Source organism: Streptococcus infantis ATCC 700779 (assembly GCF_000187465.1).
Taxonomy (GTDB): domain Bacteria; phylum Bacillota; class Bacilli; order Lactobacillales; family Streptococcaceae; genus Streptococcus; species Streptococcus infantis.
Window position 1 is genome coordinate 895,116 of the sequence record NZ_GL732439.1, and the last position, 14,330, is coordinate 909,445.

A 14,330-nucleotide genomic window follows, 5' to 3' on the forward strand; every position below is an offset into this window, starting at 1 on the left:
TTTCTATCTAAAGGAAGTCTATCATTTCCAAAACTTTCCCAAAATCTCTCTCATCTATCTGAAGATTTATTTCCTTTTTCACAATATCCTTGGCACAAAAGGCTATTCCAAGTCCTGCACTTTTAAGCATTTTTAAGTCATTAGCTCCATCACCGATTGCAATTGTTCTATCAAAAGGGACTTCTAATTCTTCAGCCCATCTCACGAGGGTTGCTTCTTTTACTTCTCTGCTAATAATAGGGCAAATTAGATTTCCAGTTAAATGATCATCTTTGATTTCCAGTTGATTAGCAGTATATAATGAAATACCCAAATCTTTTGCTAATCTTTCTACAACAGTGGTAAATCCGCCTGATACTAAACTGACTTCTATCTTATTTTCTTGAAGAACTTTAATAAACTTGACAGCATTTTTACTAAGGTGAAGTTCATGATAAATCTTATCAAAAGAATTTATAGAGAGACCTTTAAGAAGAGAAACACGTCTTTTTAAACTTGCCTCGAAGTCTAATTCTCCTCTCATAGCTTGAGCTGTTAGCAGGACTACTTCTTCTTCGCACCCTGCCTCTTTCCCTAATAAATCAATAACCTCTTCTTCTATCAGAGTTCCATCAACATCTAGGACACAGAGTCCTCTAGCTTTATTCATTTATTCCCCATACTTTCATCATCTCAAAAAATCGTATGAAAGCATCATACGATTTTATTTATTTAATTTGCTAAGCTGTGATACAAATCAAGGTAAGACTGACAAGCTGTATCCCAAGAGAAGTCACATTCCATTGCTTGGACTTGAAGTTTCTTCCAAACATCTGGATGATTATAATAGACATCCAAGGCTGTTTGAAGAGCCCAGTTAAGCCAGTATGAGGTTAAGTTATTAAAACTAAATCCTGTACCCGTTCCTTCAATTGGATTGAATGGTTGAACAGTATCTCTCAACCCGCCTACCTCATGAACAAGTGGTAATGTTCCATAACGCATCGCCATCATTTGAGAAAGTCCACAAGGTTCAAAACGACTTGGCATGAGGAAAATATCACAGGCTGCATAAATTTCTTGTGCTAGCTTGACATCAAAGGTAATATTGGCAGAAAGTTTATCTGGGAATACTTGACCAAACCATGAGAAAGCTTGTTCAAAACCAGGATCACCTGTTCCCAAGAGAACGATTTGAACATCTTCTTGAAGCATGCGATGCAAACCTTCAACGACGACATCAAAACCTTTCTGTCTTGTCAAACGCGACACAATACCAATCATTGGAACATCAGGACGAACTGGAAGACCAACTTTCTCCTGAAGTTTAGCTTTATTCTGAGCTTTTCCTGATAGGTCTGATTTATTAAAATGATAATCCAACAAAGGATCCGTTTCTGGATTATAAAGATCCGTATCGATTCCATTTACAATACCAGAAACCTTACCAGACTCCATTCGAAGAATTTGATCCAAACCACATCCAAACTCTGTTGTCATGATTTCATAAGCATAGCTTGGCGATACAGTAGATACACGGTCTGCATAGAGGATACCAGCCTTCATCCAGTTCAGGCAGTCATTCCAGCGAACTGTACCATCCGCATAGCGTTCAAATCCAACTCGAAACAAATCCCAAAGCATACCTTCAGAGAATTGACCTTGGAATTCCAAATTATGGATCGTTAAGACAGTCTTAATGTTTTGATAGGCTTGAATCCATCTGTATTTTTCCTTCAACAAGAAAGGAATCATAGCTGTATGATAATCATGAGCATGAAGAACATCTGGAATAAATCTAATGCGCTCCATAGCCTCCAGAGCCGCGAGTTGGAAGAAAGCAAAACGTTCACCATCATCGAAATCACCATACACATGACCACGGAAGAAATAATACTGGTTGTCAATAAAGTAGAAGGTAACACCATTTAAAACAGTCTTCTTAATGCCACAAAATTGTCTACGCCAACCAACGTATACTTCAAATTGAAGAACATCTTCAATTTGATCACCAAACTTGGATTCCACCATGTCATAGTATGGCAGGATAACAGCAACTTCATGACCAGCTTTAACTAATGATTTTGGAAGAGCCCCGATAACATCTCCCAAGCCACCTGTTTTAGAAAAAGGGGCTCCTTCAGCTGCTACAAATAAAATTTTCATGAAAGAATGTCCTCTGTTACTTTTTCACCTTTTTTGATGACAACAGGATTTTCTGCTGTACCACGAATAATAACTCCATCAGCTACTTCAGCACCCTTATCAATAATTGCATATTCAACCTGAGCACCTTCACCAATGACAACACGAGGGAAAACAATAGATTCTTTAACTAAGCTATCTTTATGAATTTGAACATTACGCGAAACAACTGAACGAACAACCTTACCTTCGACAATACTACCTGAAGCAAACTGCGAAGTATTTACTTCACAACCAGGTGCATAATAAGTTGGTTCTTCGTTTTTCACCTTTGTGTGAATCTTTTGATTTGGAGAGAATAAAGAGTAGAATTTATGCAGATCAAGCATATCAATATTGGCTTGGTAATATGTTTCTACAGAATGAATATTAGCTAAGTAACCAGTATACTCGTATGCAAAAGCACCTGATTCTACTGCTAAGTCACGTAGAACATAACGTAGTTTTTCTGGGTGTTCTTTCTGAGCTTCTTCTTCCAGACGTTCAATTAACCATTGAGTATCTACAACAAAGATATCCGTTGACATGTTGTAGTATTCTTGTTCAGCTTTTTTATCGAAGAGTTTGTGAGAGAGCACGTGGTCAGTTTCATCAATATCTAGGATAGCATTTACTTCTGAAATATCCTTTTTAGGTAGTTTTTTATAAACAACCGTAATAGGAGATTTTGTAGTATTATGCAAATGGAAAACCTGAGTAAGATCAATATTTACCAAAACGTCACAGTTCAAGGAAACTGTTTGGTTAGATCCAGAACGTTTTAAATAAGTCAAGAGTTGTTGATAATACTCCTTACCAACAGTACTACTTTCCACACGAGTATTGTAGATTCCAAGATAGTAGTGGCTAAGAAGGGTATTCAAGCCCCATTCACGTCCAGAACGAATGTGGTCAAATACAGAGCTGATGTTATCTTGTTGGAAGATTCCAAAGACACTTCGAACACCAGCATTTGCTAAACTTGAGAGTGGGAAGTCAATCAAACGATACTTTCCTCCAAATGGCAAACTTGCCACTGGACGGTTACTTGTCAAGGTTGACATATCATGGAAACCAACGGTATTTCCTAAAATCGCTGAATATTTATCAATCTTCATCTGTTGCTACCCCCACTACTTCGTTATATCCGACTACTTGTACTTCTTCTGTACCATCAATTTCAACACCATCGGCAATAATTGCACCTTCACCGATGATTGCACGTGTAATTTTAGCACCTCTACCGATAACTGCTCCACTCATGATGACAGAATCAACAACTTCTGCTCCCTTACGAACTTGAGCAGCTGTAGAAAGAATGGAATGTTTTACAGTACCATTCACGTAACATCCATCTACTACTAGAGAGTCTTCTACTTGAGCAAATTCTCCAAGGTAGTTTGGTGGAGCGATAAGGTTACGAGAATAAATTTTCCATTGACGATTTCGGCTATCTAGAGCATTTTCTGGAGAGATGTATTCCATATTTGCTTCCCAAAGAGATTCGATTGTACCGACATCCTTCCAGTATCCATTAAATTCATAAGCATAGACACTTTCACCTGTCTCAAGATAATTTGGAATAACATTCTTTCCGAAATCAGACATATCTAGGTTAGCCTTTTCAGCAGCAACTAGCATGTTGCGAAGTCGTTTCCAGTCAAAGATATAAATCCCCATTGATGCCTTGGTTGATTTTGGTTGAGCAGGTTTTTCTTCGAATTCAACAATGCGATTATTAGCATCTGTATTCATAATACCGAAACGACTAGCTTCTTTTAGTGGTACATCCAAAACAGCAACTGTCAAGCTGGCATTGTTATCCTTGTGTGATTGGAGCATATCATCATAGTCCATCTTGTAGATATGGTCTCCTGAAAGAATCAAAACATACTCAGGATTAATGCTATCGATATAGTCAATATTTTGGTAAATCGCATGACTTGTACCTTCAAACCAACGATTTCCTTCACTTGCAGAGTAAGGTTGAAGGATAGAAACACCTGAATCAATTACATCAAGACCCCAACTAGAACCATTACCAATGTGACTGTTGAGAGCTAGTGGTTGATACTGTGTAATAACCCCAACATTGTGGATACCAGAGTTGGCACAGTTAGAAAGAGCAAAGTCAATGATACGGTAGCGCCCACCAAATTGCACAGCAGGTTTTGCAATGCTTTGAGTGAGTTTACCGAGACGAGTTCCTTGCCCACCGGCAAGGATTAAAGCTAGCATTTCATTCTTCATTTTCTACTCCTTTTTGAGATTTATTTGATTCTTTTTTAGCGGGTTTTAAGCGACGTTTGATTTTCCAGATACTTGCCCCCAAAGCTGGCAAGGTAAAGGTCAAAGTCTGCTCATAATCCTTCCATAATCCTTCTTGAGTTTGAACGGTTTGATTGTGTTCTTTCCAAACACCTCCCCATTGATCCAACTCTGTATTCCAAATTTCTTCATACACACCTGCAACTGGCAGTCCAATTGTGAAATCAGGACGTTCAACCGGTGCCATATTGAAGACACAGACTAGCATCTCTCCTTTCTTTCCTTTACGAATAAAGGAAAGAACACTCTGATCTCTATTATCTGCATCGATAATTTCAATTCCATCATAGCTTGTATCAATTTCCCAAAGACAACGGTGGTCCTTATAAAGTTGATTCAACTGAGATGTGAAGTATTTCATCTTGGCATTCATTGGATCTTCAAGGTTTGACCATTCTAATTGCTCTTCTGATTTCCACTCTAAGAATTGACCGAATTCGCTACCCATAAAGAGCAATTTCTTACCAGGGTGGCAAATTTGATAAGTATAAAGGTTTCTAAGGCCTGCAAATTGATTGTAACGATCCCCCCACATCTTATGCATCATACTCTTCTTACCATGTACAACCTCATCATGTGAGAATGGTAGGAGATAATTTTCATTAAAAACATACATAAAACTGAAGGTTACAAGGTTAAAATCATACTTGCGGTAAATTGGATCTTCTTCGTAGAAACGTAAGATGTCATTCATCCATCCCATGTTCCACTTGTAGTCAAATCCAAGACCACCCATCTCTTTCGGACCTGTTATTTTAGTTGCCGAAGAGCTTTCTTCTGCAATCATCATGACATCAGGGTGAGCTAGCTTAATAACAGTATTTAAACGCTGAAGGAAATAATAGCCTTCGTAGTTAAGATTTCCACCGTCTTTATTTGGTGTCCAAGGTGCATTATCATAATCAAGATAAAGGATATTACTTACGGCATCTACACGGATACCATCTAAATGATAAAAATCAATCCAGAACTTAATGCTAGAAATTAGGAAAGATTGTACTTCGTTTTTGCCTAAGTCGAAGTTTAATGCCCCCCAACCATAGTTATGAGCTTTGTTATGGTCTTGATATTCAAAAGTCGGAGTTCCATCATAGTAGGCTAAGGCATCATCATTGATTGTAAAGTGACCTGGAACCCAGTCCACGATAACACCGATATTGTTTAAGTGACACTCCTCAACAAAGTCTTGAAACTCTTCTGGTCTTCCGTAAGAATGTTCTAAACCGAAATATCCCATCAGTTGATAGCCCCAACTCAAACCTAGCGGGTGAGCCATCAAAGGCATAAACTCAATATGAGTGTAGTTCATTTCAACTAAGTAAGGAATCAGCTCATCTTTTAATTGAGCAAAACTATATGGAGTTCCATCTGGATTTCGTTTCCACGAACCAGCGTGTGCTTCGTAAATATTTACTGGTCTTTCGAAGAATCCCAAACGTTTTCTACGAGCTAACCAAAGTCCATCCTTCCATTTCTTTTCTGGAATTTCTGTTAACACAGCCCCTGTTCCTGGACGTGCTTCATACCGAACAGCTAAAGGATCAATCTTCATAAGCTGATGACCGTTAGCCCGTGTGATATGATATTTATAAATCTGACCTTCTTGGGCAAAAGTTGTAAAAACTTCCCAAACTCCAGATTCGTTTCGAACCATAGGGATTTGATTTTCAACCCAATTCGTGAAATCACCGACTAGATGAACAGCCTGCGCATTTGGAGCCCAAACACGGAATGTGTAACCCCATTCCCCGTCTTTCTCCTCACGATGTGCGCCCAAATAGTGCTGAAGATGGAAATTTTCGCCTGTTGTAAAAGTTCTTAAAGCTTCTAATGTATCCATAAATCCCCCTTTATATTGTAAGCGTTTTCTATATTTCTATTATACTATCTTTTAAGAAAACTTTCAACCAATTTCCGAATTATCATAAATATTTTTTAGAAAATCTTCAAGTAATTATCTTGACATTTCTTAAATTTTCAGTATTTATTGATATTCTACCTTGATATCAGTTTTTGTAGCATTAAATTACTTACAATATTTTTTTCAATGCTAATTTTGCAAAACAGATACTTTAAAAACTTAACGTTATTTTCATGAATCAAACTTTTTGTTCGGATAAAGTATCTTAAGTACAATTTTATCAAATTTTCTGAAATTTTCAACTATTTTTGGTAATATTCCCATATTTTTTATTAGGACAAATTTATATATAAAAAAACTCAAGATTAATCTTGAGTTTTATTTTTTTAAATTAAAACATTCATAACTGCAACGCTCACATTATCAAGAGTGTTTTCTTGGTTTGAACGACTATTTGTTACCAACATTTCTAGATTTCCAGCATTTTCATAATAGAAAGATGCACCTTTGGCATTAAATACAACCAAGAAATGTTCCTTAGTTCCCTGAATCTCATAGACAATCCAGCCACTATTTTCAATAGCTGTGTGAACAAAGACGTGACGGTATACTTCTTCGTATGTAGGGTATGAAAAGGCCCTAGTCTTTGTTTTAAGACCTATAATCTGACGAATAAATTCTATGCTTTCTTGACGCTCATTGATTAAGTTCCAGTCTACCTGGTTAACAGCATCTGGAGCATTGTAACTGTTCATAGCACGTTCGCGATCATCATGAGTCAACTCACCGTTTTCACCTGTAGCAACCAGTTTGGTACGTCCAAACTCTTGACCAAGTTCCATAAAGGAGATACCTTGCATGAGTAGATTCATTGCAGTTGCTGTTTCTACCTTTTTCATGATACTTGCTTGGTCTTCTGTTGGATGAAGTGTCGCTAATAAATCATGCAAGTTATAGTTATCATGGGCTTCTACATAGTTGACAACCTGGTTAGGGCTTAGATAAGAGCCCAGTTCACGACTACCAAGGATAGCTTTGGCAACAATTGGTTCAGTGGCAGCACCACTTACGAAGCCTGATTTGATATCACCATAAACTTCAGCACCTTTAACCGCATTACGTTGATCATCATTGAAAAAGCCAATATTAGGTAATTGATAGGCATTGTCTTTCTTAGCCTTATCATAAGGAGCAAGTCCAGTTCCCATATCCCACCCTTCTCCATAAAGGATTATTTTAGGATCGACTTCATCCATAGCCCAACGAATCATCTGCATCGTTTTAACATCATGGATTCCCATCAAGTCAAAGCGGAAACCATCAATATTAAACTCATTCACCCAATAAAGAAGTGAATCAATCATGTACTTACGGAACATTTCGTGTTCACTAGCAGTCTCGTTTCCTACACCTGTACCATTTTGATAACTTCCATCGCGATTCATTCGGTAATAATAGTCTGGAACTGTTGTTTGGAATGGGGCATCAACAGTTGAAAACGTATGGTTGTATACCACATCCATAATGACGCCAATTCCAGCATCATGATAAGCTTGAATCATCGTCTTCAAATCACGGATGACTTGACCTGGATCATTTGGATTCGTAGACATGCTGGTTTCTGGTGCATTGTAGTTTTGTGGATCGTAACCCCAGTTGTAGGTCACATTTCCATCTGCATCATACTCTTTATGACGGTCAGCAATCGGCTGTAGTTGAACATAGTTAACACCAAGTTCCTTGATGTAGTCAAATGCAGTAGACTGACCGAAGTGATTGACTGTTCCAGTTTGGGCAGCACCTAAGAATGTTCCTCTTAATTCTGGAGCAACACCAGAAGTTTCAGACTTGGTCAAGTCACGAATGTGCATTTCGTAAACAACCGCTTGACAAGAATTTTCCAATCGCCAAGTAGCTTCCGTTCCATTCTTAACTTCAAAACCTTCAACTTGACGTTCTTTTTCTGAAAGAATCGCTGAACGTTTACCATCTGGACTTGTCGCAATGGTATATGGATCTCGTGTCAATGATTGATGATGTGGAAAATTAATCTGATATTGATAGGCACGACCAGCAAGACTTTCAGGAACTGTCAAATTCCAAACTCCAATTGTATTATCCTTGTGACTATATGAATAACTGTTGCCACGTTGCATTTCATAAGTCTTTAGGATAGCCGCATCATTACTTGCTGATTCATAAACTACAACTTGTACAGTTGTTGCTGTTGGCGACCAAAGTTTAAAGCTTGTTTCTTCTTCGGAAACCTGACATCCCAACTCTCCTTGGTAACCCCAGTGGTGATCAAAACTAGCACTGTTAATCGCTTTATCAAAAGCAAATGGATTTTGATCTTTATAGTGTGGACTTGCAATGGCTGGGTTTTCAGAATAATAAACGGTGGCATCTCCATCTAAAATCCAAACTTCTGTTAAGAGTGGATAATGATTGAGTCGGATAGGATATTCTTTGCTTACTCCATCTTTATCAACTGTAAACACCATTTGTTCAAGAGGTGTTTCACTTGATTGGGTAAATGAAAATTTATCTCCAAAGTATTCTTGCTCTTTAACAAATTCTATTGAATCAGCTAGGCTTTTACTAAAGTTGCAACTCTGATATGCTTCATCCTTACGATGATAATGAATAAGTACAGGATAGTTGTACATGTTTTTCCCTAATTTCTAATTATTAATTTATATAGTAACATTTCTTGATTCACTTATTTGGATAGAAGCAAGAAATGATAGATGATTATTCTAGACTGTGTATTCCTTACAAACCCTCAAGCCAAGCTTCATCTCGAATCTCAATTCCAAGTTCTTGTGCTTTTTGGAGTTTGCTTCCTGCTTCTGCTCCTGCTACAACAAGGTCGGTCTTCTTCGATACGCTACCCGTTACCTTGGCACCAAGATTTTCGAGCTTACTTTTGGCTTCCGAGCGAGTAAGACGTTCAAGTTTCCCTGTCAATACGACAGTTAGACCTGATAAGGCAGCATCTACTGCAACGACCTGTCCTTTATAGTCTAGATTAACACCTAATTCTTTCAATTCACTTAAAAGAATTTTTGCACCCTCAGTCTCAAAATAAGATTGAAGACTTTGAGCAATGACATTTCCCAAACTTTCGATGCTTGCTACTTCTTCAGGATTTGCTTGTGCAAGTGATTCGATTGAATGGAAATGTTGTAAGAGTAACTGACTTGCCTTGCTTCCAACATGACGAATCCCTAAACCAAACAACAGTTTTTCAGCAGAATTTTCTTTAGAAGCTTGAATAGCCTGGTAGAGCTTTTGAGCAGATTTTTCCTTGATACCATCTAGCACGAGAAAATCTTCCACAGTTAAGCGATAAATATCCGCAACATCTTTAACTAAATTGGCAGCAAATAATTTTTCTACGATTGATGGACCAAGGCCAGAGATATTCATGGCATCACGGGATGCAAAGTGAATCAACCCTTCCTTAATCTGAGCAGGACATTGAGGATTGATACAACGAAGAGCCACCTCATCTTCAAAGTGTAACAGCTTGCTCTCACAACTTGGACAGTTTGTTGGAATACCTAGTTTCTCCTCAGACACACGCTTAGACTCCACCACTCGTAAAACAGCTGGAATGATATCTCCCGCCTTGTAGACAATGACTGTATCATCCTTGCGGATATCCTTTTCAGCTATATAGTCGACATTATGAAGCGTTGCACGACTAACTGTTGTACCTGCCAATTGCACCGGAGTAAGATTAGCAGTCGGAGTTACAACTCCTGTACGACCAACTGTCCAGTCAACAGAAAGAAGTTTCGCTTCTTTTTCTTCTGCTGGGAATTTATATGCTACTGCCCATTTAGGTGCTTTGACTGTAAATCCTAGTTGCTCCTGACCAGTTAGGTCGTTGACCTTAATCACGACACCGTCGATATCATATGGCAATTGGTCTCTTTCTTGACCTACTTCTTGGATAAATTCCCAAACTTCGTCCATGCTATGGGCTAATAAGCGTCTAGGGTTAACCACAAAGCCCAACTGTTCCAGATGATTTAAAACCTTTTCTTGGCTGTCTCTAGTTGAAGGACTTGCTTCCTGATAGAGGAAAGTTGCAAGATTACGCTTAGCTACTACTGCTGTATCTAACTGGCGAAGGGTTCCTGCAGCTGCATTTCGTGGATTAGCAAACTCCGGCTCCCCGTTTTCTTGACGAGCAAGATTGACTTGATTGAAAGAATCTCTTGGCATATAACATTCACCACGAACTGTTATATCTATTTTTTCAGATAATGATAAAGGAATGTCCTTGACACGTTTGAGATTTTCTGTGATATTCTCACCGACTGAACCATCACCACGAGTAGCTCCAGCAGCAAAAATTCCTTGCTCATAAGTCAAGGAAATCGATAAACCATCAATTTTCAACTCACAGATATAAGTAACATCATCCAATTCTTTACGAACACGCGCATCAAAGGCATCGAGTTCTTCACGTGAAAAAGCATCCTGCAAACTATAGAGAGGATACTGATGGCTATATTTTTTAAATCCATCTAGAATCTTACCGCCAACACGGTGGGTTGGACTATCTGGCAAGACTTGCTCTGGATAAGCAATTTCTAACTCTACCAGTTCACGATAAAGACGATCATACTCACTATCAGATACAGATGGGTTATCACTTGTATAATACTCTGTCGCATAGCGATTGAGCAACTCAACGAGCTCTTTCATTCTTTCATTCATAGAACCATTTTACCATAAAAAGGACTATAGAAACAATATAGAAGCTCTAAAAAAGAAAATGAGAAGGATATTTCAATCACTTCTCATTTATTTTTATTTTTTACGATTCAAAATAGCGTTCAAAATGATGGCCACTGTACTTGCAATGACGATACCATTTGAGAAGAACATTTGTAATTCTGTTGGTAAAGTATTGAAGAGGTTACTTCCGTTTAATCCCACACCGGCAGCAATAGAAACTGCTGCAATAAGGAAATTGTGTTCATTATGTTCGAAATCCACACGAGACAAGATTTGCATCCCTTGTAGAGAAACAAAACCAAACATGACCAGCATGGCTCCACCTAGAACAGGGCTAGGGATAATCTGCGCTAAGGCACCAAACTTAGGCAAGAGACCAAGTAAGATAAGAAAACCTGCAGCATAGTAGATCGGCAAACGTGTACGAATACCTGAAAGTTTAACCAAACCTACATTTTGTGAAAACCCTGTATAAGGGAAGGTATTGAAAAGTCCACCAAGTAAAACAGCAAGACCTTCAGCACGATAACCATTACGGAGACGAATGCTATCGATTGGATCTTTAGTAATATCAGAAAGGGCAAGATATACACCAGTTGATTCTACCATTGATACAGTAGCGATAATACACATCATTACAATAGAAGAAATCTCAAATTGTGGAGCACCAAAGTAGAATGGAGTTGGGATATGAACAAGTGGAGCTTCTGCTACTGGAGAGAAATCAACCAAGCCCATAGTCGCAGCGATGATAGTACCTGCAATCAAACCAATCAAAATAGAAATTGACTTAATAAATCCTTTTGTAAAGATATTAACCAAAAGAATGATGAGAATGGTGATTGTTGCTAATGCTAAACTTTGTCCCGTTGGTTTTTCGACGTTATTTCCCATATTTCCGATAGCTACAGGAATCAAAGTTAAACCGATTGTTGTAATGACAGAACCTGTTACGATTGAAGGAAACAGATTTGCAACCTTAGAAAATACGCCAGCTACAAGAACGACATAAATACCAGAAGCAATCAAGGCACCAAACATAGCACCACTACCGTGACTTTGTCCAATCATAATAAGTGGAGCAACAGACTGGAAAGCTACCCCAAGAACAATAGGTAAACCGACACCAAAATATTTATTAAGTTGCAATTGTAAGAGAGTTGCGACCCCACACATAAAGATATCTGTAGAGATAAGGTATGTCAGTTGTTGAGGTGAGTAACCTAGGGCACCTGCAATCATGATTGGTACCAGGATTGAACCTGAGTACATGGCAAGTAAGTGTTGCAAGCCCAATACGGCCGCTTTTGAGTGGTTTTCTTTTTGATTCATTAGATGTCTGCCTCCTTGAAGATAACTCTTCCATTTTCAAAACGCTCTAAACGAGCAAGTGATACGACTTGATGACCTGATTTTTCTAACAGTTCACGACCATCTTGGAAAGATTTTTCAATCACAATCCCGACGGCCTCGACTGTAGCACCAGCTTGTTCGATAATCTGAATCAAACCTTTAGCTGCTTGACCATTAGCCAAGAAATCATCAATAATTAATACTTTATCTCCAGGAGATAAGAACTTCCCTGCAATGGAAACGGTACTAGTAACTTGTTTAGTGAAAGAATAAACCTCAGCAGTCAAAATTCCTTCATTCATGGTAATATTTTTTGCCTTCTTAGCAAAAATCATAGGTACATCTAATTGTTCTGCAACATATAGAGCTGGAGCAATTCCAGATGCTTCAATGGTTACGACTTTGGTAATACCTGCATTTTTAAAATATTCTGCAAAGGTGCGGCCAATCTCGCGCATTAACTTATAATCAACTTGGTGAGTTAAGAAAGAATCCACCTTAAGAATATTCTCACCTAGAATATTCCCATCTTTTAAAATACGTTCCTCTAGTAATTTCACAATAACCTCCGAAATAAAAAGGGACTTACATAGTAAGCCCCTTAGAAAGATTGAAACAGATATTCCTGCTTCTTTAATCTCTCTTCGACTTACTCATTGTTAGGTATTTACGGTACCTTGTAGAAACGCCACGCCAATTCGCGACATAAATAAGTAATCATATTTTTAGTGAGCATCTCCATTCCAGATAGAGTTCTTCACAATCACATAATCCACATGTCTAAGATCAGCTACCTTTCGACCTCCAGCATAAGAAATCGAACTTTGCAAATCTTGTTCCATTTCAGTTAGGGTATCTTGTAAATGTCCTTTGGCAGGAAGAAGAATTTTCTTACCTTCGACATTCTTATAGGCACCTTTTTGGTATTCTGAAGCGGAACCATAGTATTCTTTAAATTGTTTCCCATCGACTTCGACAGTTTTACCAGGGCTTTCGATATGGCCTGCAAATAAAGAACCAATCATAACCATACTTGCACCAAAGCGGATTGACTTGGCAATATCTCCGTGTGTACGGATACCACCATCGGCAATAATCGGTTTACGCGCAGCCTTAGCACACCAGCGAAGAGCTGCTAACTGCCAACCACCAGTACCAAAACCAGTTTTAACCTTAGTAATACATACTTTACCTGGACCGATCCCGACCTTAGTAGCGTCTGCTCCAGCATTTTCAAGTTCACGAACTGCCTCGGGAGTACCAACGTTACCGGCGATGACAAAGGTATCTGGCAATTCTTTCTTAATGTGCTGAATCATTGAAATCACGCTGTCGGCATGTCCATGAGCGATATCAATAGTGATGTACTCTGGAGCATCTTCCTTTAATTGACTAACAAAATCATATTCGTAATCTTTAACACCAACAGAGATAGAAGCAATCAACCCTTTTTCATGCATGCGTTTCACAAAAGGAATGCGTCCAGCTTCATCAAAGCGATGCATGATATAGAAATAACCACCTTTTGCAAGTTGTTCTGCAACATCTTCATCCAAGATAGTTTGCATATTAGAAGGAACAACTGGTAATTTAAAGGTGTACTTCCCTAGTGTCACCTGTGTGTCAGCTTCTGCTCGACTTTGAAGAACACACTTATTAGGAATTAGCTGAATATCTTCATAGTCAAAAATCGGAAATTCGTTTAACATTTCGATGTCTCGTTTCTTTTATAATGACCTACCTATGCTTGCGCATCACTACGCCTTTTCCGACGTTTCCTTTAAAGATTATAAACTAAGGTAAAGTTTTTGTCAATTATTTTGAAACCTAAAATTTATAACGTTCGGATTTTACTCGTGATTTCACAAAA

Annotated in this window: 10 protein-coding genes and 1 riboswitch; all 10 genes read right to left on the reverse strand. The window is 38.3% G+C overall.

Annotation, left to right across the window (positions count from 1 at the left end):
* Positions 1 to 7 precede the first annotated feature (7 nt).
* Positions 8 to 649 (reverse strand): phosphoserine phosphatase SerB, encoded by a 642-nt coding sequence (serB, locus tag HMPREF9423_RS06820; RefSeq protein ID WP_006148602.1) that lies wholly within the window; start codon positions 647 to 649, stop codon positions 8 to 10.
* 62 nt (positions 650 to 711) lie between these two features.
* A complete protein-coding gene (gene glgA / locus HMPREF9423_RS06825; protein ID WP_006148603.1) occupies positions 712 to 2,145 on the reverse strand; it encodes a glycogen synthase GlgA in 1,434 nt (477 codons plus the stop codon).
* Positions 2,142 to 3,281, reverse strand: a complete 1,140-nt coding sequence (gene glgD, locus HMPREF9423_RS06830) for a glucose-1-phosphate adenylyltransferase subunit GlgD (protein WP_006148604.1) — start codon at positions 3,279 to 3,281, stop codon at positions 2,142 to 2,144. The genes glgA and glgD overlap by 4 nt, the downstream gene beginning before the upstream one ends.
* Entirely contained in the window at positions 3,271 to 4,413 is a 1,143-nt protein-coding gene (locus HMPREF9423_RS06835) for a glucose-1-phosphate adenylyltransferase (RefSeq protein WP_004253502.1), read from the reverse strand. The genes glgD and HMPREF9423_RS06835 overlap by 11 nt, the downstream gene beginning before the upstream one ends.
* Complete coding sequence (gene glgB, locus HMPREF9423_RS06840) at positions 4,403 to 6,331, reverse strand: 1,4-alpha-glucan branching protein GlgB (protein WP_006148605.1); 1,929 nt, start codon at positions 6,329 to 6,331, stop codon at positions 4,403 to 4,405. The genes HMPREF9423_RS06835 and glgB overlap by 11 nt, the downstream gene beginning before the upstream one ends.
* Positions 6,332 to 6,738: 407 nt before the next feature.
* A complete protein-coding gene (gene pulA, locus HMPREF9423_RS06845; RefSeq protein ID WP_006148606.1) occupies positions 6,739 to 9,021 on the reverse strand; it encodes a type I pullulanase in 2,283 nt (760 codons plus the stop codon).
* 106 nt (positions 9,022 to 9,127) lie between these two features.
* On the reverse strand, positions 9,128 to 11,086 hold the full coding sequence (gene ligA, locus HMPREF9423_RS06850) for an NAD-dependent DNA ligase LigA (RefSeq protein ID WP_006148607.1): 1,959 nt from the start codon (positions 11,084 to 11,086) through the stop codon (positions 9,128 to 9,130).
* Positions 11,087 to 11,179: 93 nt separating this feature from the next.
* Complete coding sequence (locus HMPREF9423_RS06855; protein ID WP_006148608.1) at positions 11,180 to 12,439, reverse strand: nucleobase:cation symporter-2 family protein; 1,260 nt, start codon at positions 12,437 to 12,439, stop codon at positions 11,180 to 11,182.
* A complete protein-coding gene (locus HMPREF9423_RS06860; RefSeq protein ID WP_006148609.1) occupies positions 12,439 to 13,020 on the reverse strand; it encodes a xanthine phosphoribosyltransferase in 582 nt (193 codons plus the stop codon). The genes HMPREF9423_RS06855 and HMPREF9423_RS06860 overlap by 1 nt, the downstream gene beginning before the upstream one ends.
* A gap of 76 nt (positions 13,021 to 13,096) precedes the next feature.
* Positions 13,097 to 13,193: riboswitch (purine riboswitch) on the reverse strand.
* Positions 13,186 to 14,169, reverse strand: coding sequence for a GMP reductase (guaC, locus tag HMPREF9423_RS06865; protein ID WP_006148610.1), 984 nt, complete (start codon positions 14,167 to 14,169; stop codon positions 13,186 to 13,188). Its footprint overlaps the riboswitch before it by 8 nt.
* Positions 14,170 to 14,330 lie beyond the last annotated feature (161 nt).